A 21,503-nucleotide genomic window follows, 5' to 3' on the forward strand; every position below is an offset into this window, starting at 1 on the left:
ATGGAGCCGACGGGAAATAGTTTCCGTGAATACAGCAAGGCCGCAGGCACTCGTTTCGACGCGCGCCTCGATGCCTTGCCTGCGGCCGTGGAATTTGCCCATGCGGCATTGCGCTTGGCCGGCGTGCCGCAGGAGCGCGTTGCGCGCTGCGACCTCGTTCTGGAGGAGCTGTTCCGCAACAGCGTGCTGCATGGCTATGGCGGCGACAGCGCCCACTCCATCTGGATCGGCATCGAAGACGGCTTCCTTTGGTACGAAGATGAGGCGCATGCCTTCGACCCGCTGACTGCCGCGCTGCCTGACGGCGGTGCAGTACGGCCGGTCGAGGAACAGCGCATCGGCGGGGTCGGCCTGATGCTGATCAGGCAGTTGCCGTCACAGGTAACGTACTGTTATCGCGACAGGCGCAACCGCCTCGTCATTGTTCCTTGAGAACCTTCTTCCCGAACAACGCACGCCACACCCATCCGCCGCGCTGGTCGCGGCCGGTCAGGATGTAGTCCAGCGCATTCGCATTCTTCAGCGTCAGGTCCAGCACCGAGCGCACCTCGCGCTTGCCGGCGAGGAGCATCGCATCGTCTTCGTGCAGCGTGAATTCGTCGTTCGGCAGCAGAAATGCCTGTCCCGCCCGCTCGACCATCAGGACCACGCCCTGCAAGGCCGTGTCGCGATCCGCGTTATCCCGCATGAGGTCGCCGACGGTGATGGTCATCTTTTCCTGCAGCGCCTTGCATACGGCCGGCGACGTGCCTGCCGCGATGCGGATGTCCCATACCTGCGGCACCAGTCCCTCGCAGATGGCTTCCAGGTGCATTGCGAGCGCCTTGCTCCAGCTTTCCTTCGCCTGCCTCACGGCGACCAGGAATCTCGCCAGCAGCGGTGTCGTCAGGATGGAAATGCATTCCTGCGCCACCACCCGCGTGTGCACCATGCTGAAGTCGGCACGGAAGGTTTCGAACAGCAGGTCGTTGGCCGCCTGGTTCTGCCGCGCGACCACATACAGGTTGGGATTGAGCTGCTTGGCCATCATCGCGATGGACAGGTTCGCCACATCGTTGTTGCTGCCCGCGACGATGCCGGCCGCTTCCATCACGCCGGCCTCCCGCAGCACGCGTGCCTCGGTAGCCAAACCGGCGACGAGTCGGCCATTCTCCGGGCCGGCGGCGTCGGGATCGACGATGGTGAGTTCGATGCCGGGCAGGGACATGTAGCGCGCCACCGCCTGCCCGAAATGGCCGTAGCCGCAGACGATCCACCTGCCGCGCGGCGGACGGTGGACGGCCGGCAGCGGCGAGCCGGGCAGGCCCGTCAGGATCTCGATCAGGCGGAAGGCTTCCGGCGCGGAGACGGCGAGCGCGAGGTATTCGGCAAAGCGTTCGTAGGCATTGACGATGTGGTGCGTGCCGAAGGACCGCATGTTCTCGGCCACCGCCGGGCTGCGCACGCGCGTCAGCACGGGAACCTCCGGATTGAGCAGGCGCACGTTGATGGCGATCGCGAGGTTGCATTCGTCATCGTTGGTCACCGCCAGCACCCCGCGGCATTTCGCGTGCCGCACGCCGGCCATCAGCAGGTTGACCGACTGGCGCGCATCGGCGGCCAGCGCGGGGTCGTTGGTCTTGAAGTCCTCCAGGTCCAGCTCCTCGATGCGCTGCGCATTGTTGTCCAGGATCACGAAGTCGAAGCCCATCAGGTCCAGCGCGCGGCAGATCAGGCCGCCGGTCTCGCCACAGCCGCAGACGAGGTAGAAGGGCGTCTGGATGCGCGACACGCGGCGCGCGAAACGCGAGGCGACCAGCGTGTGCTGGAATGACTTGTCCTGCAACAGCGACAGCAGGGTCAGGATGGAGTAAGTCCAGCCGATGACGGTGATGTAGATGCACACCGTCACCCACAGCCGCTGCGCATCCGAGAATGCCTGCGGGATTTCGCCGAAGCCGATGGTGGTCGCGGTATAGCTGATGAAGTAGAACGCGTGGAAGAAACTCAGCGGCGGCGCGGGCGTGCCGTCGGCATTCACCCCGGGCACCAGCGTCAGGCCCAGCATCGCGATCGCGTAGAACACGATCAGCGCGATCAGCGGCGCGCGCATGCGCCGCAGCACCAGGAAGAAGACGCTGTTCATCGGCGCATCATCACCGTTTCGACGATGAGGATGACGACCGAGATGATGTTGGCAAGCAACGCGCCGCCCGACAGCGACACCACGCTCGCTGTCATTTCCGGCGTCATGCCGGTGCCGGTAACGTGCACCGCGACCGCCCAGGTGACGGCGGCGGCGATCAGCTGGATGTCGGCCACCAGGCTGGTCGACAGGTGCACCGCGCCGATCTGGGTGCGGTCGCCGAACTTGAGGACGGTGGCGATCATGTTGACGACGATCGCGGCGAAGAGCTCGTACACGTTGTGCAGCTCGGGCCGCTCGATGTCGCCGACGAAGAAGCCGAAATTGAGCGTTGCAGCGAAGACAATGAAGAACGCGAAGACGACCTTTTCGAGATTCATGGCTTTCCTTTTCTTGTTGCGCGGGACGATGGCCGCAAGCGTAATGATACAGATGGAAACACGCGGTTCCCCGGACTGCGTGAAGTTTGCCTGCGAAAGTGTTGAACTCCGTCAAGTTTCCCCGGACTAACGTCCTTTCACTCGCGCGCGCAGGCGCGCGGGCTCTAATCCAATCGGGAGGACAGTCCATGCAAGTCAAACATTATTTCGCCGCGCTCATGCTCGCGTTCGGCATCGGCCAGCACGCCTTGGCCGAGGAACCGAAGAAACCGGAGGTGCAACAGGAAATGCAGCAGGCGCCCGTTGCACAGGAACAGGCGGCGACAGCAGCGCCGGCGGAGGAAAAGCCGGCCGTGACCGCGGATGCCCCTGTCGCACCGGCGGCGCCGGCAGCGAAGGAGGTCGTGGTCAATCCGCCATCCGAAACTTCCGCGTCGCCGGACTGGCTCCATTCCTTCTTCTACGACGTCAAGGTGACGGATGTCCTGCTCGCCGTATTCGCCGGCCTGCTCGTGCTGCTCGGCCGTGACCTGGCGCGTCGCATGCGCGACGCCGCAGCCGCTGCAAAGGACAGCGCCGCGATCGCCGGGAAGAGCGCGCGCGTGGCGGAAGACGCCCTGATCTCCGGCCAGCGTGCCTTCATGTTCATCCGCGAGATCAAGACCTACCTGCACCAGGACCCGGCCACCGGAAAATTCCACTGGACCATCCACCCCATCTGGGCCAACAGCGGCAACACGCCGACGCGCGGCCTGTCGATCAACACCACCTACCGCCTGCTGGACGAGCCCCTGCCGAACGGCTACGACTTCCCCGAGTCGCAGGAAGACCTGATCCCCACCATCGCCGGCCCGCGCAGCATGGTCGAGGCGGTATCGGGCACACTCAGCAGCGAAGACCTCGCCGCGGTGAAGGATGGGAAGAAGTTCTTCTACATCTGGGGCTGGGCCGAGTACCACGACATCTTCGAAGGCACGAAGAAGCGCGTGACCCGCTTCTGCAACCAGTTGATCGAGGTCGACGGCGACCCGGCCGCGCCAATCAACGAACACAACCCGTTGCAGATGATGTTCGGCTTCCATACCGAGAACAACTACGCGGACTGAACCCAGCGGAAGGAACAAGGAAGGGCAGGCAGGGATGCCTGCTTTTTTGTTGCGGGTCGCAGCCGACACTTCTTGCTGCATGTGTTGGCTGCGTCCCGTCAGTTTCGCTTCCACGCCTGCGTCAACAGGCCGTTCCGGCGATGGCACGATCCCTGCAGGACAGGCATTGAGCGCTTCCGGGCGCCAGACACGACACCCCAACCTGCATGCCATTCAAGGAGACTGTGATGAACACATTGACAATCAAGGACCTGCCCAAAGCGGAAGAACTGGATCGCGAAGCCCTGGCCGCGGTGCGCGGCGGAAGAGGGCGCACGCCCCAGCAAATCCTGGCCTGGGAAATCACCGGCAAACCGGCGACCTGGCAAGGCCTGGTCCTCGGAGACGACAACCAGCTGCATGTGCCGGTAATCTAACCCACCACGCCGAGCAGCTGCTCGAAGGCTGCGCCCCATCCCTCCTGGAAACCCAAGGCCTCATGCCGCTTGCAGCTTTCCGCATCGCCATGCAATACGCGGGCGGTGTACTTCGTTGCAGCGCCCTGCGTTTCCAGTGAGATGATGGCCGTCATCATCAGCTCGGCGCATTCGTGTCCGGGCTGGACAGTGCGTTTCGCCGGACGGAATCCGGGTTCCAGCGCGCTGGTCCATACCAGTCTTTCGTTCGGCACGATCTCCAGATAGCAACCGGAATTGGGGAAGTCCTGTCCCTCCGGCGAGCGCATCACCGTGCGGAAGATGCCGCCAGGACGCAGGTCGATCTCACAGTCCACGGTCGTCCATGGCGCCGGCGTGAACCATTGCTTGAGCAGCTCGGGCGTGGTCCACGCCGCCCAGATGCGTTCCCTCGGCACATCGACGACGCGTTCGAACAAGAGGTCGAGGGCGGAATCGGCCGGAAGGTTTGCTGAAGTCATCGTGTCTTCTCCTCCAGAGGTGTGCCCGCCGGGGCGGCATGGCAGCTTGCCTAACTTACCACATGACTGCCGCGGCCCGCAGCGTTGCCTCGGGTAGAATTGCCGCATCTCAAGCAGTCGCCGTTTGCGATTGCGGAAGCAAGCGGCAGGCGACATGGACCACGGCGATCACTTCAGGCAGAACAACTTCGATTTCTTGCGCATCGTCGCGCCGCTCGCTCCTTCCTGTCGCAATGCCTGGTCGAGCGACCCGCGTCGCCTGAAGTCGCGCCTGCCGGGCAGGTTCGCCATCCCTGCCTTGTTCCGACGTTCCGCCGGCAAGTAAAACCGAAAGACCATGTCACCTTCCGCACACGCACAGGCAGCCACCATCCTCGCCGCACGGCGACTGAAGGGCGAGGCCGGCCCGCTCCTGCCCGAATCGCTGCGGCCGCGCGATATCGATGCCGCGCTTGCCATCCAGTCCCTCGTCATCGGCCAGCTCGGTGATCGCGTCGGCGGCTGGAAATGCGGCCTCTCCGCCGAGAACCCGGTCGTCATGGCGCCGATCCCTGCCGGCGCCATCCACACCGCCAGTCCCTGCCCGGTATGGACCAGCGCGGGCCAGGTGCGTGTCGAGCCGGAGCTTGCCTTCATCCTTGGCCATGACCTGCCGCCCCGCGATGACCCCTATACCCCTGCGGAAATCGAGGCAGCAGTTGCAAGCGTCCACCTCGCGCTCGAACTGATCGGCAGCCGCTATGCCGAACCCGCGGTAGCCGGTATGACCGACCACCTGGCGGATTGCCTCCTCAACCAGGGCATGCTGATCGGCCCGCGGATCGATGCCTCCGCACCCGGAACGATGGCGATCCAGGTTCAAATCGAAGAAGGGCGCGGCTTCTCCCTCGACGGCAAACACCCCAACGCCGATCCGCGCGCACCGCTGCATTGGCTTGCCGAATTCCTGCGCGGCAGGGGGCAGGGCCTGCGAGCAGGACAAACGGTAATCACCGGCTCGTATGCAGGCAGTTTCGAGCTGCCGGTCGGTGAGGACATTGCGATCCGCTTCGGCGCACTCGGCCGGCTCCAGGTGCGCTTCACGCCGAAATGATCGATGCGTCCCGGCTAGTCGGGCAGTTCCGTCCTCGCCTGACGCTGCAAACCCTCACGCGCGGCGATGGCCTGCTGGGCATGCGGCCGTCCGGCCCGTTCGGTCCGCGCGGCGGCAGCGTCACTGTCGCGCAGGTCGACTGGCTCTACAGCGCAGAAGATGGCATGCGCTGGGAAATTCCCGCGCCGTCCGGCATCCTGAACCGCCGTCCCGTGTCCGCCCACTTCCTCGAAGACGCACATGGGCAACGCGTGCTTCTGCGCGACCTCGATGCGGAAGCCGACGCGCTCGACCGCGTCTGGGACCTCGGCCTGCATCCGCTGCCGGCGGAAACGCTGCAATGGCGCAGCGACGAAGCCTGCGCACTGCGCGGCCCGCTGTGGACGCTGGTGCAGGAAGAGCATTTCGGCGACTTCTGGGCGGATCAATTGCCTGCGTTGCAGGCGGAGGGCTGGTCCGTGATGGTGCGTCCCGGCTTTGCACACGAGAGCGTACCCGTCGAAGCCTGGCACCTGATCGTCCATCCCGTCACGGGCGAGGTGACGGGCAAGGAAGTCGCTTCGCGCATGCGCGGCCGCGCGCCTGCCATCATGCCCCTCGACCGGACCACGCATGAAGGCTCCTGGCTGCTGACGCTGGGTATCGAAATCGACGGACAGATGATGGATGTCGTGCCGCTGCTGGCCAACCTGCTGCAACGCGATGCGCGCTGGCTCGACGCAAAGCAGGTTGCCGCCATCGGCGACCACGAGCTCGTGCGCCTGCGCGCGCCCGGCGGCAAGCGCATCGACGCCATGGCGGGGCCGATCAAGGCAATCGTCTCCGGCATGCTGGACCTGCTGGCCGATCCGCAGCGCACTGAAGGTCCGTTGCCGCTGTCGTCATGGGATGCGGCACGCTTCGATGCGATGTGCGCGAGCCTGCTGGAAACGCAGGCCGAACGCGCCGGTCCGCACGGCGCATGGCAATTGCAAGGCGAAGCGGGATTGCGCGCGCTGGCGCAGAAGCTGGCGAAGGCCGGCGTCCCGCAATCGGCCGAGCCGCCCGCCGGTCTCGGCATCACCCTGCGCCCTTACCAGCTGTACGGCGTCGCCTGGCTGCAATACCTGCGCGAGCATCACCTCGCCGGCATCCTCGCCGACGACATGGGGCTCGGCAAGACGGCGCAGGTACTGGCGCACCTGCTGATCGAAAAGCAGTCCGGCCGCCTCGACCGTCCCGCACTGGTCGTGCTGCCGACGTCCCTGCTGTTCAACTGGCAGGCGGAAGCCAGGCGTATTGCGCCAGCCTTGCGCGTGCTGACGCTGCATGGTGCAGATCGATCTGGCGATTTCGACCGCATGGCGGAGCACGACGTCGTGCTGACCTCCTATCCGCTGCTGTGGCGCGACCTGTCCGCGCTGTCGGCGCAGCCGTTCCACATGCTGATCCTCGACGAGGCGCAAACGGTCAAAAATGCCGCGAGTCGTGGCGCGTATGCCGTGCGCCGCCTGCAGGCACGCCACCGCCTGTGCATGACCGGCACACCGCTGGAAAATCACCTCGGCGAGCTGTGGACGCAGTTCGATTTCCTGATGCCGGGCTTCCTTGGCGATGCGCGCAGCTTCATGCGAACATGGCGGCGGCCGATAGAGGTGAATGGCGAAACGCTGCGCGCCCAATTGCTCGCGCGGCGCGTCCGGCCCTTCATCCTGCGCCGCCGCAAGGACGAGGTTGCCGCCGAACTGCCGCCACGAACCGAGACGATCCGGCGCGTGCGGCTGCAGGGCCACCAGCGCGACCTCTATGAAAGCGTGCGCGTCACGGCAGATGAGCAGGTGCGGCGGGTCCTGCAGCGCAAGGGTTTCGCCGGGGCGCAAATCACGATTCTCGATGCGCTGCTGAAGCTGCGCCAGGTGTGCTGCGATCCGTATCTGCTCAAGGGCATCGCGCATCCGGACAGCATGGAGCGAGCAAAGATTGAACTGCTGTGCGACATGCTGCCCGCACTAGTGGCGGAAGGACGCCGCATCCTGGTGTTTTCCCAGTTTGCCCGTATGCTGGACCTGATCGCCGTGGAGCTGGACGCCTTGCGTCTGCCATGGCTGTCGCTCACCGGCAGCACGCCGCCGGCCATGCGCGGTAGCGTCATCGCCCGCTTCCAGGGCAAGGAAGTCCCGATCCTCCTCATCAGCCTGAAGGCCGGTGGCGTCGGCCTCAACCTCACCGCCGCCGATACCGTGATCCAGCTGGATCCTTGGTGGAATCCCGCGGTGGAAGAACAGGCTGTCGCGCGCGCCCACCGCATCGGGCAGGAGCAGGCCGTGTTCGTCTACAAGCTGGTTGTGGAGGGAAGCATCGAGGAACGCATCCTCGAACTGCAGGCGCGCAAGGCGGCGCTGGCGGAGGGCGTGCTGGGAAGAGATGCGGGGACGGCGGCGAAGTTTGATGCGGAGGATTTGCGGATGTTGCTGGCGCCGCTGGGGAATTGAACAGGCTCTTATGCCGCCTTGAGCGTAGAGATCAGCTTGCTCGCCGCGTCTTCATAGGTAAATTCCCTTGCATAGGACAGGATTTCCGTCTCGTCAAACTCCCTGTTCTGTGCGGCAGCGAGGGCGTCGGTCAATCCATCGGTCGATTCCGGGGGGAAGAGAAGCCCGACCTCGTCCGTCACGATGTCTTTCAGGAAGCCCTTGTTGACCGAGATGATCGGCCGGCCGAAACTGATGGCGAGCATGGCAGTTCCGGAGGTGAGGATTTCGTTGTAAGGCGCGACCACGGCGTCGCATGCCACGAGATAGGCCTGGATCATGTCGTTCGGGACGAATCCCGGAATGATCCGTATGCGTTGGTCTCCCGACGCAAGTGCTTCCACATGCTTGTGATAATTCGGGTCCTGGAACTTGCCTGCCACCAGCAACATGCTGTTGCCGGGAAGCGCGCGGAACGCTTTCACCAGGCCGTGAAGGTTCTTGTAGGGCTTGCAGAGTCCGATGAACAAGTAGACATAGGTGTCGGGCGGAATGCCGAGCTTCGATCGCGCGGCTTCGCGGGTGGACGTCACCGGATAGTAATCCACCCAGTTCCCATGGGGCATGTGTGCAATCTTCGGCGTCGCGGAGGGAAATCGGGCGCATAGCTCTTTCGCCGCACCCGGTCCGTGGACCAGGATCTTTCCTGCTAGCGCGATGACGATGCGCCGTGCCAGCGGATCCATCCAGCCGATCGGATGACGGTCGTGCGGCAGGAGATTGTGCGCGGTCCATGCAATACGCGCACCGCGCAGGCGAATCAGCACCAGCAAGGAAAACCACCTGGCAAAGCCGCGCAGGCCTGCCAGGTAGCTGCCTTTGACGGCGTACTGGAAGGATGGCCAATGCAGGTGCACCCAGTCTCCGCGGCGCAGGTTCTTGAGCAGCCAGCCGCCTGCAAAATACCCCTGCACCACGGCCACGCCTTGTGACTCGACGGCTTTGTACAGTGCGTCGTTGTACGAGATGCCGCTTTTCTCGAACGCTACAATCCTCATGCCTGAATCCCCGGAAATTCGTCTGCCGCAAAATGTCGAGCTGGCAATAATACACGGACATATTTCGGCGGTTTCAGGTAAACGCGGCAGCGCGCTTCTTCATTGCGCTTGAGAAATATCAAACCTTGCGGGAAGCGAAAAAATCCCCGCCGCAGCGGGGACATCCATCAGGCAGCGGGCGTCAGTGAATGCTCGACGATCCCGTCGTACCGCCGTACGGCGAACTGCCTGTTGCAGTGGGGCCGGTCGATGTTCCCTGCTCCTTCCGCTGGGACACCTCTTCGGCGACACGCTCGACCTCGTGCCTGGCCGTATCCGCGACGCGCTGCGCCGACTGCTTCAGGGTCTCGGCCTGTTCGCGCGCCGTTTCCTTCGCGCGTTCCAGCAGGTCGTCGCGCACATTGCCCATCATCTCGTTCTCGCGCCGCGTGCTCGGGATGGCTGCGCCGAGTGCCGCGCCAATAGCCAGTCCGAGCGCGCCGAGAACGAGCGGCTGTTCGTCCATCATCTGGCCGAAGCGGTCCTTTGCGCGCTCCATCCGGACCTGGGAGCGCCGTCCCATTTCGCTCATGCGCGCCTGTGCGCTGTCGGCCGACTCCTGCAATCGTGCGCGCGCGCTCTGTCCTGCCTGCTGGACGCGTCCCGTGACGGCGGAAGCCGTGTCGCTGATTTTCTGCCCGACGTTGCTGGCCGACTCCTTGAGGCCCTGCGCGGTATCGCTGGTCTTCGCTGCCATGCGCTGCATCAGGCCTTCGTCGGTGTCACCCGTGCCGTAGTCGCGCGCCGCGTAATAGTTCTCCTCGTCCATGCCCTCGTAGCCGGAGCGGAGCGGACGGCGCAAGGAACGCGGATAACGCGCAACGGGTTCATACTCGACGCGACGGCGGTCGGCGGCAAACAGCCAGGCGATGCCGATGCCGATCAATGCAACTGGGATGGGATTGTCACGTACCGAATTGACGAGGTTCATGCTGAAGGCTCCTGGCGTTGTTGACAGAGCGTAGTCGACGGCGTTGTCCATCATCTCGCTCGGTGACAGTTTGTGCTGGATGGCGTCGATCGTGGAGCTGAAGTCGGCGCGCGTGCGCGCAATGTCGCTCTCGATCTCTTCCGGGCTGCGGTTGTTGTCGGTATCTTTCATCAGAGCTTCTCCTGTGCGGCGAGCTTGTCGCGCTTGAGCGATTCGATGGTCTTGTGCGGCACGAATTTGTCCGCGGAGAGCTTGGCCGTGCCGCCCTTGAGCAGCACATAGCCGCCGCCGGCGACGGCGAGGCCGACGAGCAGCGGCGCGAGCCATGGAGCGACCTCGGGGGGAAGAATCATCTCCACCCCGCGCACGACCGCCAGCAGCAGGATGAACAGGCCGGCAAGGAGAATGGCCGCGCCGACGGCAACCGAGATCAGCGCGGTCTGGATATCCGCCATCTTGGTCGACATCTCGGCGCGTGCCAGGGCAATCTCCTGACGCACCAGGTCGACCATGTCGCGCGTGAGGTCAGTGAACAGCTCGCCCAGGGACTTGTCCGTCTTGTCGATCATCATAGTCGGCTCCCTCCGAGGTTGGTGGCGTTCATCCCGGATGCCGGCGTGCCGTCGGCGCCGACGTTGCGCGTGGTCGTGGTTGCCGTCCCGGTGTACGGCCCTGCCTCGCCGGCGGAAATAACGCCTTGCTCGTCATCCCCATAGCCGCCGTATGCCATCCGGCGCTCCGACGAACTCTTGAAAAAACGGGCGAGCAGGAAACCGGCGACGACGCTGCCGGCAATGAAGGTGCCGGGCGAACGGCGGGCGAGGTTTTGCGCATCCTGCACCAGCGTGTCGAGGTCCTTGTCGCGCAGGCGGCCGCCGATGGATTCCAGCTGGTCGGCGATCATCTGCACATAGCGCGCCGTCTGGTCCTGGCCTTCACCCTGCAGGTTGGTGGCGGTGCTGCGGATGGCCTGGGCGACGTTGCCGACCTGACCAAGTGCGGACTCCTTCTGTTGCTCGAACATGGACCGGCCCTTGTCCTTGGCGCGGCTCGCCATGTCGTCCGCATAACTCTTCGCCGTCGACGCCATGCCCGCGGTGCTTTCCCTGAGGCGGTCGCGCGTCGATCCGGAAGATGTGCCGATGCCTGCCGACTGCGCGGTGTCATCGCGGCGATGCTCGCTCGGTCCTGGAGCGGCTCCGCTCGTAATGGGCTTGTTGATGTCTTTGTTCTCGTCTGCCATCGCTTTCACTCCTAATTGATTCATTCGGAATTAGCCGTACACGCAACGCGCGTGCTGTTCGTTCGATATGTTTATTGCAAAAAGATTCAGCGATGGCACACGTTGCGGCGCAACCTTTCCGAAGGGAACTGTTGCACGCGAGAAGTCTCAAAAGAGTAAGCTGGTGTCTCGTTGCATTGCACACGACGCAAGGCGTCCGATGCACCCGCGCGAATCTTCATGAAAGACTGACATGCCGTATCACGAACAAGACTTTGCAGACATGCTGTTTGCCTGGCCCGCTGTGGAGGGCCGCATCATCCATCTGTACGAACTCGATCCGACTCATGTGGCGGCCGAAGCTGGCGGCAGCGTGAGCCCGGGTCCGAGGGCAAGCCACGCTGTGCAGCCGTCCCGCGCCACGCAACCGTATTGCGCGCTCGGCGACAGCGCACCCGCGGCCGTACTGCTCGAACTCGATCCCACGCACTAAGGCACCGCCCAATACGCGAAATCCGGAAATGTCGTACCGTATCGGAATCGGGCGGTGCGACGGGGCCGGTTCCCCTCCCGCACGACGGGCAGCTATTTGTGGATCGAGACCAAATCCAAAAGGAGATCGCGATGAATGGCATGGTGCAGAGGAGTGCTTTGGTTGCAGGTTGCGTGATGGCGTTGGCTGGATGCGCGGGGATGGGTTCGCAAGGCAGCGGCATGACGTTTTTCGTGACGAGCGCAAACCCCGGCAAGGGAGGGGACCTGGGCGGCCTGGAAGGCGCGGACAAGCATTGCCAGACGCTGGCCGCATCCGCCGGCGCGGGCAGCCGCACCTGGCGCGCCTACCTCAGCACGCAGGCATCGGCATTGAGCGATCCGAAGTTCGTCAACGCACGCGACCGCATCGGCACCGGCCCATGGCATAACGCCAAGGGCGTCCTCATCGCCCGCAACGTCGACGAGCTGCACTCGCCCGAGAGCAAACTGGCGAAAGAGACGGCGCTCGACGAGAAGGGGCAACTCGTGAACGGCCGCACCGAGAAGCCGAACACGCATGACATGCTCACCGGTTCGCGTCCCGACGGCACGGCCTTTCCGGGTGCGCCGTTTCCGGATATGACCTGCGGCAACTGGACCAAGGGCGGCACCGAAGGCTCGGCCATGACGGGACACCACGACCGCGCGGGTCCGATCGATTCTCCGTGGGCGACTTCCTGGAACTCCTCTCACCCGACGCGCGGCTGCCATCCCGAAGGCATCCAAAGCACCGGCGGCGCCGGGCTGCTGTACTGCTTCGCGGAGAAGTGACAGGACACTGCGTCCGCCTTCCACGGCAGCGCGGGCGCGGTTATTGACTGTCAAGCAAATGCGACAATTGACACGCGCGGCGTGCTGCTGCGACGCAACAAATGCTATCATCGGCGACGGTTCAACCATCTACGGGGTAGTGCATGAAGCGCGTGATTTTCAATCAGAAGGGCGGTGTCGGAAAGTCGACGATTGCTGTCAATCTTGCCGCTATTGCAGCGCGTCACGGCAAGAAGACCTTGCTGATCGACCTCGACCCGCAATGCAACTCCAGCCGCTACCTGCTCGGCGAAGCGACGAAGGAAGCATCGCCCACCCTGGCCGACTATTTCGAGCAGACGCTGGCCTTCGTCATCTATCCGAAACCGGCCAGCAGCTACGTGCATGCGACGCCCTTCGAGAACCTGGCGCTCATCCCTTCGCACCCCGAGATCGGCGAGCTGCAATCCAAGCTGGAATCGCGCCACAAGATCTACAAGCTGCGCGACATGCTCAACGAGCTGGCAAAGGAATACGACGAGATCTTCCTCGACACGCCGCCGGCCTACAACATCTTCACGCAGTCGGCCCTGATCGCGGCGGACACCTGCCTGATCCCCTTCGACTGCGACGACTTCTCGCGCCAGGCGCTCTATTCGCTGATGAACAACGTGGGTGAAATTCGCGCCGACCACAATCCCGCCCTCGAGATCGAAGGCATCGTGGTCAACCAGTTTCAGTCGCGCGCGAGCCTGCCGCAGCGCATGGTGGACGAACTGCTCGCCGAAGGCCTGCCGGTGCTGAACAACAAGATTTCCAGTTCCATCAAGATCCGCGAGTCGCATGACCGCGGATTGCCGATGATCCACCTCGATGCACGGCACAAGCTGAGCCTGGAATACCTCGCGCTGTACGAAGAGCTGCGCGCGGCGTAATCTATCCCCGGCAGATTCCAATTGCCGGGAAAATTTCCTCTCCCGAATTCGGGAAAATTGCGCTGTCGTCAGCGCAATCTCAAGTTTGCGCCATCCTTCCTCCCCCGATCCGTAGGCCACTTTGCCTGCCGCCAATGGCATTCGGCTATCGTTCGCATGGGTGCCTTTCCGACCGGAGTGCTGCTTGGCATCGCTCTTGCTCCGCATCACGTTTGCCCGGAATTTTCGGTGAGGAGATGAAATGAATGCGTGGGTGATCACGGCGGCGCTCGTGCTGTTCGGTGTCCTAGTGTCGACGGCCCTGTTTTTCTTTGTATTCACCCGGGGCGCGCTGGTCCTGCGCGCAATGACGCCGGCCGGGCGCAGCGCAAGCGCGCACGTCTACCCGGTGTATTCGAACATGAAGCTCATCAAGCTGGTGGACTTCCAGCCGATCATTTCGGCCATCCTGCTGTTCCAGTACCACCGACTGGTGTCCAGAATCGTTGCCGGGATGCGGCAGATGGATTTGAAAGGCAAGAAGGTGCTGATCACCTCCTGCGCCTTCGGCAACGTCATCCCGCGCGTGGTGAAGGCAGCGATCCAGGCCGGCGCCGAGCGCGTGCTGATCGTCGATATCATTCCCAACGAACTCGACCATGCGCGCAGCAAGCTGGGCAAGTACCTCGACAAGGTGGACTTCATCGAAGATAACGCCACCTGCATGAAGCTGGCCGACGGCGTGGCGGCGGTGAACGTGATCTTCTTCCTGCTGCACGAACTGCCGCACGAGCTCAAGGGCCAGACGCTGAACGAGGCGGGGCGCATGCTTTCCCCCGGCGGCAAGCTGTTCGTCGGCGAGTTCCATCGTCCCGGTCCGCGCGTGCTGCGCGCATTGAGCTGGGCCTACTTCAAGGTGTTCGAGCCGCTCGGCCTGGCACTGTGGGACACGCACGATCCGGTCGGCCATCTCGAGGCGAACGGCGCCTGGCAGTGCGAGCGTTCGACCTATTTCTTCGGCAACTTCCAGATCATCGCTGCGACGAAGCCGTAGTCTTTATCGGAAGAAAGCAGGCAGGGAATCAACACCCGCCTGCTGTCATGCGCGCGTAGCATTGGGGTGGCAAGATCGCACGCATTCACATCCTCGCGGCATGTTCAACGGTCGCCAAACCCCATGATCACCCATATCCGGCCCATCAAGCGCGAAGAGATCCTGCGACTCGCCGTGCAGGCGAGGCTCATGCTTGACGCAGGCGGTACCTGCTGCGTCAACGACATTGCCGGCGAAAAGGAATTGCTCGCTTTCGCGCGCCTGCTCGAGACACGGCTGAACCAGCCGCTGGGAAATGCGCTGGCCGGAGCGGAATAGCGGTTCCGCCGTTGCTTTCACGCCCCACTCTTGATGAAAGTCATCGGAATGAAATACAGCCTGTGTACCGTTTACAGATATAACGACAGGGAGGCTGGCATGGAAGAACGGATCGCAAATATTGTTTTCATCCTGACCCTCGTATCCGCGATCTGCATGACGATCATCGCGCTCTAGCATCGTCCCCATGGCGATTGTCCCGATCGCCTGCATTCCGTACGGCAAGACGCGTTCCTGCGGCCGCGTTCACTCTTGTCAATCTGGTCATCGACATTATCCAAATTCTCACTAGAATACGCTGACATCGTTCGACGGGCGCCTCCGCTGCGCCTTGCAACGTGCGATATCCGGCTTTCGCCGCTTTCAGGAAATCGTCGTATCGGGATATACGAAAGGATCCTCTCCATGCGCCCAGGCACCGACCCGACCGAAGAGGTCAAGCACAAGCGATATATCGAACTGCTCGCCGACGAGATCCATCAGCCGATAGAGGAAGTGGCGCCGGTGTTCGACGACGTCATGGCACATCTGAAGGAGACGGCGGATGTGACCGACTTCGTGCCGATCTTCGCCTGGCGGCGAGCACGGGCGATCCTTGTCCGGCGTTAGAGTAACGAACAATACGCGTTCGCCAGTCCCACCCTGTTCCGTCCTTCTTCCTTTGCCCTGTACATCGCCGTCGCGGCGATCTGCAGCAGCGTGTGCGGCGGCACGTCCTTCTGGCCGCTGACGGTGGCGGTGACGCTGGTGATGGTGGTCAGGAGTTCGCCGGCCTCGCTCCTGATCGGATAGGCGGCGACCGCCATGCGCGCGCGTTCGGCCACTTCGAGCGCGCCGGCGGTGTTGCATTTGGGCAGGATCATGACCAGTTCATCATCGCCGTAGCGGCCGAGGTGGTCGTAGGAGCGCAGCGCCGTGCCGAGCCGGCGCGAGACTTCCTGCAGCACGGCATCGCCGACGAGGTGGCCGCTGCGGTCGTTGATCTCCTGCAGCCGGTCGAGGTCGGTAAAGACAATGGACAGCGGCGTGCGGTCGCGCTGGCACCGCACCATTTCCTTCTTCAGGTGGTCCACCACGGCATCGCGGTTGTACAGGCCGGTGAGGGTGTCGCGCGTGGAGCGCGCCACGAGGGCTTCTTCCAGTTCCAGCAGACGGCGGCCGGTGTCGATGCAGATGCGCAGGTCGGCGTGGCCGGTCGTGCGCGTGATGTAGTTGTTGGCGCCGGCTTCGAGCGCTTCGGTGAGAAAGCGCGCGTCGGCATGCGAACTCAGGAGGATGAGATAGACGCTGCGCCGCTTGATCGTGGCGCGGATGTTGCGGAACACATCGAGGCCGTCGAGGCCGGGCACGGAGCAATCGATGATGGCGATGACCGGGTCGTCATCGCCGTGCAGGACCGCCCAGATGGACGGCATGTCGTTGGCGATCGCGACTTCGTGCCCCCAGTCGTGCAGCGCGCCGCGCAGGAAGGCCGCGGATGCGGGATCGATGTCGGTGATGAGTGCTTTCATGCGGCGTATCCTCCGTCAGGAATAGTATGTTTTTGACAACATTTACGCATGCTAACACGGGAGACTTGCAAAAATATACACATTTGGACCGCAAGGTATGCAAATAGCCGTTTTGCTGTGCGGATGACGGAGGGGGTCAGTAGGTCGAAGCTGCACGGAAGCGGTCAAATCGCTCCAGCACCATGGGTACGTACTTGATCGTTTCCTGGTAGGGCGGCACGCGGCGACCGTGCCGTATCACCGCATTCTCGCCGGCGTTGTAGGCGGCTACGGCAAGGCGCACATTGCCGTCGAACATGGCCAGCAGGTCGCGAAGATAGCGCGCGCCGACGTCGACATTCTGCTCCGGCGAGTACAGGTCGAAGCGGCCGTAGCGCGCGGCAGTGGCCGGCATGACCTGCATCAGGCCGACCGCGCCCTTCGGGGAGAGCGCGTTGGCATTGAAGCCGGACTCCACCTCGATGATGGCCTTGAGCAGGGCGGCGTGCACGCCATGCGACTGCGCGATGCGCTGGACGATGGGTTCGATCGACTTGCGGCGGACGGAAAGCTGCGGCAGCGATACCGGGCCGGTTCCGGCGCGGGGCCAAAGGTGGGTGCCGTCGAACATGGCATAGACCTGCGAGCTGCGGTTGAGCGGACGGTCGGAAAAGACCGGCCGGCCTGCGGTATCGTAGGACTTGTAGATTTTGGTGTCGTCCGCCTGCGTGGTGACGGCAGCGCAGAGCCCGGCACCCAAAAGGCAGGCCGCCACGCCGGGACGGATTCGGCTGGAGGTCATTGCATTCTCCCTGATCAGGCAACGATACGCCGAGGCAAGGTTGCCTGCAAGCATTTACCTGAAGGGATCTGCATCCTGCGCGATCGCGCACTAAAATGCGTTTATGTGCGCTAATTACCGCCCTTCCACACGGGACGATTTGCAACAACGCTTCGGCGTTGCCGCTCCCGACTCCGGTTACCAGGCCGAAGCCTTCCCCGGCACCATGGCACCGATGATCCATCTGCCGCGCGCCGATGCCGTGCATGGCGACCGGGCATGCGCCCTCGGCATGTTCGGCATGGTCCCGCACTGGGCCGAACCCAGGCTCGCGCGCCAGACCTACAATGCACGCACCGAGACCGTCGCCGCCAAGCCCAGCTTCCGCAACGCCTGGAAGCGCCGGCAATTCTGCGTGATCCCGGTCAGTTCCTTTTATGAACCTTCTTACGAAACAGGCAAGGCGGAACGCTGGGAGATCGCGGACGCCGGCGGCGTGCCTCTGGGCATTGCCGGTATCTGGGAGATGAAACCCGATGGGCCAAACGGCCTGCCGCTGCTGTCCTTCACCATGCTGACGATCAACGCCGACGGCGATCCGCTGATGCAGCGCTTCCACAAGCCTGCCGACGAGAAGCGCATGCTGGTGATTCTCGATCCGCACCGGTATGACGACTGGCTGCATTGCCCGGTCGAAGAGGCGGGCAGCTTCTTCGTGCGCTACCCGGCGGAGCGGCTGGTCGCGAAGGCTGCGCCGAAAACCGGGCCCAAACCGGCGCAGGAGAGTTTTCTCGGCTTTTGATCTGGATGGCAGCGCGGCGCTTAACGCGGCCCGGCCGTCTGCTTCGCCACTTCCTCGCGCAGCCGCTCTTCCTGCGCGCGCAACTCGGGAGTAAGGACTTCGCCGAAGTCCTCGGCCTCGAAGATCTGACGGATCTCGATTTCCGATTCGCCCATCATCGGGTTGGGGCAGCGCTTGACCCAGTCGATCGCCTCTTGCAGCGAGGCACACTTCCAGATCCAGAAGCCCGCGACCAGCTCCTTGGTTTCCGCGAACGGCCCGTCGATTACCTTGCGGTCTTTTCCGGAAAAGCGTACGCGGGCGCCTTTCGCGCTCGGTTGCAGACCTTCGCCGGCCAGCATGACGCCGGCCTTGACCAGTTCCTCGTTGAACCGGCCCATATCGGCGAGCAACTGCTCACTCGGCATCACGCCGGCTTCGCTGTTGTGGTCGGCCTTGACTAGAATCATGAATCGCATGTGGGTCTCCTTGCAGGTGGATACAGAACGTCAGTGTTCTATCCCTACGACGAACGGGACTGCGCAAAATCGACATTCCCGCCATCGTATTCGTTCCCCGGCCGCCGGGAGACCCATGCGGCGTCCGGGAAAACCGGTCAACCCAGGGTCTTGAGGTCGGCGTCGACCTTTTCGAGCGCTTCGTTGGTGATCAGGCCGCCGGAGAAGCCAGCCACCATCTTCAACGGAAATCCACGGCCCATGCTGATCTGCGGGTGGGTCGAAATGCCGGGGAGATGCTTTTCAAGGATAGTCTTGCTTGCCTCGTTGTCGAGCAGATCGCCAAGGTTCGAGTTGATGGAAAGGGACGACATTGATTGCTTCTCCTGAAGGTAACAACGGCACTGCAGCGTTGTCGGGTTAGTGGTCGCAAAATCATATCGCCTGGCGGCCCGGCTTGCTTCGATCTTGTTCGAGGCTGCACTCTAAATCAGCTGCAAGAGCACCCACCGCCGCCACCGCCGCAGCCACCGGTACGGTTCCCCGCCTGGACGGGGTAGCCTGCATCCGCCAGCACACTCTGCAGGTCTTGTTTCGACGTCAGGTCCGCATTGAATTGCACGCTCACCTCATTGCGAAGCAGCGATGGCGTGATGTCGCCGACGCCAGTGACGCCGCTTAATACACGTACGGCATGCGCCATGGATTCCTGCGTGGTAGCGGCACGAAACTGAAAAACTTCGGATTGCATGATTTTCCTTTAAGTGACTGTCTGCCCGGGATTCGAGCACGGGTATTGTGCCATAACATGCAAAGCAAATATATCTTTAAGGGCGCAACGGCTGGCAGGCTGACATCCACGCCCGCAAGGGCGCGGAGAGACGCCGTACCAGCGATGAAGTGCGTTACCTGGGCATGAGCACGTTGTCCACGACGTGGATCACGCCGTTCGACTGATAAACGTCATAGGTACTGACGCTGGCCACATTGCCGGCTTCGTCCCTGACCTGGATGTTGCGCGGACCGTTCATCATTGCCGTCAGCTTGCCTCCCGCCGCCGTCGATAGTTCGGCCTTGCCGTTCTGCGATTCGATCGCCTTTGCCAGTGCAGCGTAGTCGTACTTCCCGGGCACGACGTGGTAGGTCAGGATCTTGGTCAGCGCCGCCTTGTTTTCCGGCTTGACCAAGGAATCCACGGTGCCGGCGGGGAGCTTCCCGAACGCGGCGTTGGTGGGCGCGAAGACCGTGAACGGGCCTTTGGTCTTGAGGGTATCGACCAGGCCGGCGGCCTTGACGGCGGTTACCAGGGTGGTGTGGTCGGCGGAATTGACGGCGTTGTCGACGATGTCCTTTGCTGGCAGCATGCTTTGCCCGCCGACCATGACCGTGGCGGCGGCAAGGGAGGATGCGGTGAGGGCGGCGGCAAGGACGAGGATGTGGATCTGCTTTTTCATGTTCGCTCCTGATAAATGCGGTTGAGAAAGGGTGTTGCATCAGCATTTACGCAGGAGGGGGTGAAACGGATTCAAGAATTTTTCCGTCCCGTCGCCAGGCGTCATCCGGATTGCCGCCTCAGCATCCGCTCCCCCAGTTCAAACAGGCCCTGGATCGATAGTGCCAGGAAGGCGGCAGGCAGCGCGCCCGCGAGCAGCATGTCGTTGTCGTTGACCGCGAGCCCGGTGGCGATGCGTTCGCCAAAGCCTCCGGCGCCGATGAAGGCGGCAATGGTCGCAGTACCTACGCTCATCACGGCGGCGGTCTTGATGCCGGCCAGGATGACGGGCAGGGCCAGCGGCAGTTCGATATGCAGGAGACGGTGCCGGGTGCGCATGCCCAATGCGAGCGCCGCCAGCCGCAAGCCCGGGCTGATCTGCTCGATGCCCGTGCAGGTGTTGCGCACCACGGGCAGCAAGGCGTACAGGAACAGGGCGATGATGGCCGGCACCATGCCGATAGTGCCCAGCAAGGGAATGAGCATCGCCAGCAGTGCCAGTGAAGGAATCGTCTGCAATACGCCGACGAGGGCCATGACGCCCTGCCGCAGGCGCGGCCGGAAAGCGGCGAGCACGCCGAGCGGAATGCCGGCGAGCGCAGCCATGCCTACCGACAGCAGGACCAGCGCGACGTGCTCGCGCATGAGGCGCCAGAAACTGGCGTCGAACAGCTTGCCCGCCAGGCCACTCGATGCGGCGGCACCTGCGGATGCAGGTTGAAGGAAGGATTGCGCGATGTCTGCAAAGGACTTGCCGTCGATTTCGGCGGCGGCATTCATGGACACCATGCCGGCCTGGCTGATCTTTCCCTCCAGTCCGCGCAGTGCCTGCCAGGCCTGCGGAAAGCGGGATGCGGCATCGAGCCGGTACAGCACCACGGCATCGTAGCGCGGGAAGTAACCGGCATCGTCGTCGAGTATGCGCAGTCGGTACTGGCGGATCTTGGCATCGGTCGTATAGATATCGATGACATCCACCTGCCGCGCCGCGAGCGCTTCATAGGCGAGCCCGTGATCGATTCCGGCCGGGCTGTGCGGCAGTCCGTAGCGTTTCGCGAGGCCGGGCCAGCCATCGCCGCGGCCGATGAATTCGTGCGACAGGCCAAGGCGCATGTCCGGGTACGCTGCAAGGCCGCTGATCCGGTCGATCCGCGCCTCCTCGCGCATGGCCAGCGCGTAGCCGTTCGAAAATCCGAGCGGGATAGCGACGCCCAGGCCCATCGGGGCAAGCGCCTTGTTCATGTCCTCCAGCGAGAAGATGTCCTTGCGCTTGAGGATTTCCTGCGCGAGGGTGCCGGTGTATTCAGGGTACGCGTCGATCGCGCCCGTCTTGAGCGCTTCGAACACGATCGCGGTATTTCCCAACCCCTGGCGGTGCTCGGTGCGCACATGGCGTTGCGCCGACTGGGCAAGGATCTCGCCGATGATATACGACTCCGTGAAGCGCTTCGACCCGATGCGCAGGACCTCATCGGCATGGACCGGACATAGCGGGAGGAACGCGGTGCACGCGGCTACGGCCAGCAATGTCCATTGCACCAGTCTCATTGCTCGGACAGGCCGGCCAAGGTTCGTGGACAAGCGCACAACGAGCTGCAGGCTCACGGCGTA

Annotated in this window: 27 protein-coding genes; 13 read left to right on the forward strand and 14 right to left on the reverse strand. The window is 63.3% G+C overall.

The features are described 5' to 3' along the window. Positions 1–432, forward strand: a complete 432-nt coding sequence (locus AC3WOY_RS13475) for an ATP-binding protein (protein WP_492424553.1) — start codon at positions 1–3, stop codon at positions 430–432. Here the strand turns inward: AC3WOY_RS13475 and AC3WOY_RS13480 are convergent. Beyond that, entirely contained in the window at positions 419–2,125 is a 1,707-nt protein-coding gene (locus AC3WOY_RS13480) for a potassium channel family protein (protein WP_492424555.1), read from the reverse strand. The genes AC3WOY_RS13475 and AC3WOY_RS13480 overlap by 14 nt on opposite strands. Then, positions 2,122–2,505 (reverse strand): DUF6394 family protein, encoded by a 384-nt coding sequence (locus AC3WOY_RS13485; protein WP_492424557.1) that lies wholly within the window; start codon positions 2,503–2,505, stop codon positions 2,122–2,124. Before AC3WOY_RS13485 ends, AC3WOY_RS13480 begins: the two co-directional genes overlap by 4 nt. Before the next feature lie 188 nt (positions 2,506–2,693). On the opposite strand from AC3WOY_RS13485, the gene AC3WOY_RS13490 reads away from it, so the two are divergent. Beyond that, positions 2,694–3,611, forward strand: a complete 918-nt coding sequence (locus AC3WOY_RS13490; protein WP_492424559.1) for a hypothetical protein — start codon at positions 2,694–2,696, stop codon at positions 3,609–3,611. Positions 3,612–3,838: 227 nt separating this feature from the next. Beyond that, positions 3,839–4,027, forward strand: a complete 189-nt coding sequence (locus AC3WOY_RS13495; protein ID WP_492424561.1) for a hypothetical protein — start codon at positions 3,839–3,841, stop codon at positions 4,025–4,027. Here AC3WOY_RS13495 and AC3WOY_RS13500 read toward each other — a convergent pair. Further along, on the reverse strand, positions 4,024–4,527 hold the full coding sequence (locus AC3WOY_RS13500; RefSeq protein WP_492424563.1) for an SRPBCC family protein: 504 nt from the start codon (positions 4,525–4,527) through the stop codon (positions 4,024–4,026). The two genes, AC3WOY_RS13495 and AC3WOY_RS13500, sit on opposite strands and share 4 nt — an antisense overlap. 154 nt (positions 4,528–4,681) lie before the next feature. Here AC3WOY_RS13500 and AC3WOY_RS13505 point away from each other — a divergent pair, with 154 nt between their 5' ends. Genes AC3WOY_RS13505 through AC3WOY_RS13515 form a run of 3 tightly spaced genes read left to right on the forward strand, consistent with a single transcriptional unit; the run spans position 4,682 to position 8,091 of the window. Then, positions 4,682–4,852, forward strand: a complete 171-nt coding sequence (locus AC3WOY_RS13505) for a hypothetical protein (protein ID WP_492424565.1) — start codon at positions 4,682–4,684, stop codon at positions 4,850–4,852. Positions 4,853–4,864: 12 nt separating this feature from the next. Beyond that, the gene (locus AC3WOY_RS13510) at positions 4,865–5,620 is read left to right on the forward strand and encodes a 2-keto-4-pentenoate hydratase (protein ID WP_492424567.1); all 756 of its coding nucleotides are present in this window, start codon (positions 4,865–4,867) and stop codon (positions 5,618–5,620) included. Then, the gene (locus tag AC3WOY_RS13515; protein ID WP_492424569.1) at positions 5,617–8,091 is read left to right on the forward strand and encodes a DEAD/DEAH box helicase; all 2,475 of its coding nucleotides are present in this window, start codon (positions 5,617–5,619) and stop codon (positions 8,089–8,091) included. The genes AC3WOY_RS13510 and AC3WOY_RS13515 overlap by 4 nt, the downstream gene beginning before the upstream one ends. A gap of 8 nt (positions 8,092–8,099) precedes the next feature. On the opposite strand, the gene AC3WOY_RS13520 is transcribed toward AC3WOY_RS13515, so the two are convergent. The 4 genes from AC3WOY_RS13520 to AC3WOY_RS13535 form a co-directional block, all read right to left on the reverse strand. Continuing rightward, positions 8,100–9,128 (reverse strand): glycosyltransferase, encoded by a 1,029-nt coding sequence (locus AC3WOY_RS13520; RefSeq protein ID WP_492424571.1) that lies wholly within the window; start codon positions 9,126–9,128, stop codon positions 8,100–8,102. Between the two features lie 181 nt (positions 9,129–9,309). After that, complete coding sequence (locus AC3WOY_RS13525; RefSeq protein WP_492424573.1) at positions 9,310–10,269, reverse strand: DUF3618 domain-containing protein; 960 nt, start codon at positions 10,267–10,269, stop codon at positions 9,310–9,312. Beyond that, positions 10,269–10,670, reverse strand: a complete 402-nt coding sequence (locus AC3WOY_RS13530; protein ID WP_492424575.1) for a phage holin family protein — start codon at positions 10,668–10,670, stop codon at positions 10,269–10,271. The genes AC3WOY_RS13525 and AC3WOY_RS13530 overlap by 1 nt, the downstream gene beginning before the upstream one ends. Next, positions 10,667–11,341: a hypothetical protein gene (locus AC3WOY_RS13535; RefSeq protein ID WP_492424577.1), complete on the reverse strand. Its 675-nt coding sequence runs from the start codon at positions 11,339–11,341 to the stop codon at positions 10,667–10,669. Before AC3WOY_RS13535 ends, AC3WOY_RS13530 begins: the two co-directional genes overlap by 4 nt. 232 nt (positions 11,342–11,573) lie before the next feature. Between AC3WOY_RS13535 and AC3WOY_RS13540 the strand changes: the two genes are divergently transcribed. The 6 genes from AC3WOY_RS13540 (at position 11,574) to AC3WOY_RS13565 (ending at position 15,499) form a co-directional block, all read left to right on the forward strand. Next, positions 11,574–11,813, forward strand: coding sequence for a hypothetical protein (locus AC3WOY_RS13540; RefSeq protein ID WP_492424579.1), 240 nt, complete (start codon positions 11,574–11,576; stop codon positions 11,811–11,813). A gap of 140 nt (positions 11,814–11,953) precedes the next feature. Beyond that, a complete protein-coding gene (locus AC3WOY_RS13545) occupies positions 11,954–12,625 on the forward strand; it encodes a hypothetical protein (protein ID WP_492429299.1) in 672 nt (223 codons plus the stop codon). A gap of 143 nt (positions 12,626–12,768) precedes the next feature. Further along, positions 12,769–13,539 carry a ParA family protein gene (locus AC3WOY_RS13550; RefSeq protein ID WP_492424581.1) on the forward strand — a complete coding sequence of 257 codons (771 nt, stop codon included), beginning with the start codon at positions 12,769–12,771 and terminating at the stop codon, positions 13,537–13,539. 241 nt (positions 13,540–13,780) lie between these two features. After that, positions 13,781–14,572 (forward strand): class I SAM-dependent methyltransferase, encoded by a 792-nt coding sequence (locus tag AC3WOY_RS13555; RefSeq protein WP_492424583.1) that lies wholly within the window; start codon positions 13,781–13,783, stop codon positions 14,570–14,572. A gap of 123 nt (positions 14,573–14,695) precedes the next feature. Continuing rightward, on the forward strand, positions 14,696–14,890 hold the full coding sequence (locus AC3WOY_RS13560; protein WP_492424585.1) for a hypothetical protein: 195 nt from the start codon (positions 14,696–14,698) through the stop codon (positions 14,888–14,890). A gap of 405 nt (positions 14,891–15,295) precedes the next feature. Continuing rightward, positions 15,296–15,499, forward strand: coding sequence for a DUF3562 domain-containing protein (locus AC3WOY_RS13565; protein WP_492424587.1), 204 nt, complete (start codon positions 15,296–15,298; stop codon positions 15,497–15,499). Here the strand turns inward: AC3WOY_RS13565 and AC3WOY_RS13570 are convergent. Then, positions 15,496–16,401, reverse strand: a complete 906-nt coding sequence (locus tag AC3WOY_RS13570) for a GGDEF domain-containing protein (RefSeq protein ID WP_492424589.1) — start codon at positions 16,399–16,401, stop codon at positions 15,496–15,498. The genes AC3WOY_RS13565 and AC3WOY_RS13570 overlap by 4 nt on opposite strands. A 136-nt stretch (positions 16,402–16,537) precedes the next feature. After that, a complete protein-coding gene (locus tag AC3WOY_RS13575; protein WP_492424591.1) occupies positions 16,538–17,182 on the reverse strand; it encodes a lytic transglycosylase domain-containing protein in 645 nt (214 codons plus the stop codon). 103 nt (positions 17,183–17,285) lie between these two features. Here AC3WOY_RS13575 and AC3WOY_RS13580 point away from each other — a divergent pair, with 103 nt between their 5' ends. After that, complete coding sequence (locus AC3WOY_RS13580) at positions 17,286–17,963, forward strand: SOS response-associated peptidase (RefSeq protein WP_492424593.1); 678 nt, start codon at positions 17,286–17,288, stop codon at positions 17,961–17,963. Between the two features lie 20 nt (positions 17,964–17,983). Here AC3WOY_RS13580 and AC3WOY_RS13585 read toward each other — a convergent pair whose 3' ends face one another. The 5 genes from AC3WOY_RS13585 to AC3WOY_RS13605 all read right to left on the reverse strand — a co-directional run bounded on the left by AC3WOY_RS13585 (position 17,984) and on the right by AC3WOY_RS13605 (position 21,440). Continuing rightward, a complete protein-coding gene (locus AC3WOY_RS13585) occupies positions 17,984–18,421 on the reverse strand; it encodes a YciI family protein (RefSeq protein WP_492424595.1) in 438 nt (145 codons plus the stop codon). Between the two features lie 137 nt (positions 18,422–18,558). Next, positions 18,559–18,774 carry a hypothetical protein gene (locus AC3WOY_RS13590; protein WP_420475439.1) on the reverse strand — a complete coding sequence of 72 codons (216 nt, stop codon included), beginning with the start codon at positions 18,772–18,774 and terminating at the stop codon, positions 18,559–18,561. 116 nt (positions 18,775–18,890) lie between these two features. Continuing rightward, positions 18,891–19,151 carry a heavy-metal-associated domain-containing protein gene (locus tag AC3WOY_RS13595; protein ID WP_492424598.1) on the reverse strand — a complete coding sequence of 87 codons (261 nt, stop codon included), beginning with the start codon at positions 19,149–19,151 and terminating at the stop codon, positions 18,891–18,893. A gap of 154 nt (positions 19,152–19,305) precedes the next feature. Next, positions 19,306–19,854 carry a fasciclin domain-containing protein gene (locus AC3WOY_RS13600; RefSeq protein ID WP_492424600.1) on the reverse strand — a complete coding sequence of 183 codons (549 nt, stop codon included), beginning with the start codon at positions 19,852–19,854 and terminating at the stop codon, positions 19,306–19,308. A gap of 101 nt (positions 19,855–19,955) precedes the next feature. Beyond that, entirely contained in the window at positions 19,956–21,440 is a 1,485-nt protein-coding gene (locus tag AC3WOY_RS13605) for an ABC transporter permease/substrate-binding protein (protein WP_492424602.1), read from the reverse strand. Positions 21,441–21,503 lie beyond the last annotated feature (63 nt).

This window comes from Noviherbaspirillum sp. FW303-A3 (assembly GCF_058788695.1).

What these genes read in the sequence shown, in the direction of transcription:
- AC3WOY_RS13515 (WP_492424569.1), top strand. Translation starts at nt 5,617, where the DNA reads ATGATCGATGCGTCCCGGCTAGTCGGGCAGTTCCGTCCTCGCCTGACG.
- AC3WOY_RS13525 (WP_492424573.1), bottom strand. Translation starts at nt 10,269, where the DNA reads ATGAAAGATACCGACAACAACCGCAGCCCGGAAGAGATCGAGAGCGAC.
- AC3WOY_RS13585 (WP_492424595.1), bottom strand. Translation starts at nt 18,421, where the DNA reads ATGCGATTCATGATTCTAGTCAAGGCCGACCACAACAGCGAAGCCGGC.
- AC3WOY_RS13580 (WP_492424593.1), top strand. Translation starts at nt 17,286, where the DNA reads ATGTGCGCTAATTACCGCCCTTCCACACGGGACGATTTGCAACAACGC.
- AC3WOY_RS13545 (WP_492429299.1), top strand. Translation starts at nt 11,954, where the DNA reads ATGGTGCAGAGGAGTGCTTTGGTTGCAGGTTGCGTGATGGCGTTGGCT.
- AC3WOY_RS13475 (WP_492424553.1), top strand. Translation starts at nt 1, where the DNA reads ATGGAGCCGACGGGAAATAGTTTCCGTGAATACAGCAAGGCCGCAGGC.
- AC3WOY_RS13550 (WP_492424581.1), top strand. Translation starts at nt 12,769, where the DNA reads ATGAAGCGCGTGATTTTCAATCAGAAGGGCGGTGTCGGAAAGTCGACG.
- AC3WOY_RS13555 (WP_492424583.1), top strand. Translation starts at nt 13,781, where the DNA reads ATGAATGCGTGGGTGATCACGGCGGCGCTCGTGCTGTTCGGTGTCCTA.
- AC3WOY_RS13570 (WP_492424589.1), bottom strand. Translation starts at nt 16,401, where the DNA reads ATGAAAGCACTCATCACCGACATCGATCCCGCATCCGCGGCCTTCCTG.
- AC3WOY_RS13490 (WP_492424559.1), top strand. Translation starts at nt 2,694, where the DNA reads ATGCAAGTCAAACATTATTTCGCCGCGCTCATGCTCGCGTTCGGCATC.
- AC3WOY_RS13505 (WP_492424565.1), top strand. Translation starts at nt 4,682, where the DNA reads ATGGACCACGGCGATCACTTCAGGCAGAACAACTTCGATTTCTTGCGC.
- AC3WOY_RS13500 (WP_492424563.1), bottom strand. Translation starts at nt 4,527, where the DNA reads ATGACTTCAGCAAACCTTCCGGCCGATTCCGCCCTCGACCTCTTGTTC.
- AC3WOY_RS13605 (WP_492424602.1), bottom strand. Translation starts at nt 21,440, where the DNA reads ATGAGACTGGTGCAATGGACATTGCTGGCCGTAGCCGCGTGCACCGCG.
- AC3WOY_RS13565 (WP_492424587.1), top strand. Translation starts at nt 15,296, where the DNA reads ATGCGCCCAGGCACCGACCCGACCGAAGAGGTCAAGCACAAGCGATAT.
- AC3WOY_RS13590 (WP_420475439.1), bottom strand. Translation starts at nt 18,774, where the DNA reads ATGTCGTCCCTTTCCATCAACTCGAACCTTGGCGATCTGCTCGACAAC.
- AC3WOY_RS13600 (WP_492424600.1), bottom strand. Translation starts at nt 19,854, where the DNA reads ATGAAAAAGCAGATCCACATCCTCGTCCTTGCCGCCGCCCTCACCGCA.
- AC3WOY_RS13595 (WP_492424598.1), bottom strand. Translation starts at nt 19,151, where the DNA reads ATGCAATCCGAAGTTTTTCAGTTTCGTGCCGCTACCACGCAGGAATCC.
- AC3WOY_RS13530 (WP_492424575.1), bottom strand. Translation starts at nt 10,670, where the DNA reads ATGATGATCGACAAGACGGACAAGTCCCTGGGCGAGCTGTTCACTGAC.
- AC3WOY_RS13495 (WP_492424561.1), top strand. Translation starts at nt 3,839, where the DNA reads ATGAACACATTGACAATCAAGGACCTGCCCAAAGCGGAAGAACTGGAT.
- AC3WOY_RS13485 (WP_492424557.1), bottom strand. Translation starts at nt 2,505, where the DNA reads ATGAATCTCGAAAAGGTCGTCTTCGCGTTCTTCATTGTCTTCGCTGCA.
- AC3WOY_RS13560 (WP_492424585.1), top strand. Translation starts at nt 14,696, where the DNA reads ATGATCACCCATATCCGGCCCATCAAGCGCGAAGAGATCCTGCGACTC.
- AC3WOY_RS13540 (WP_492424579.1), top strand. Translation starts at nt 11,574, where the DNA reads ATGCCGTATCACGAACAAGACTTTGCAGACATGCTGTTTGCCTGGCCC.
- AC3WOY_RS13575 (WP_492424591.1), bottom strand. Translation starts at nt 17,182, where the DNA reads ATGACCTCCAGCCGAATCCGTCCCGGCGTGGCGGCCTGCCTTTTGGGT.
- AC3WOY_RS13520 (WP_492424571.1), bottom strand. Translation starts at nt 9,128, where the DNA reads ATGAGGATTGTAGCGTTCGAGAAAAGCGGCATCTCGTACAACGACGCA.
- AC3WOY_RS13535 (WP_492424577.1), bottom strand. Translation starts at nt 11,341, where the DNA reads ATGGCAGACGAGAACAAAGACATCAACAAGCCCATTACGAGCGGAGCC.
- AC3WOY_RS13510 (WP_492424567.1), top strand. Translation starts at nt 4,865, where the DNA reads ATGTCACCTTCCGCACACGCACAGGCAGCCACCATCCTCGCCGCACGG.
- AC3WOY_RS13480 (WP_492424555.1), bottom strand. Translation starts at nt 2,125, where the DNA reads ATGAACAGCGTCTTCTTCCTGGTGCTGCGGCGCATGCGCGCGCCGCTG.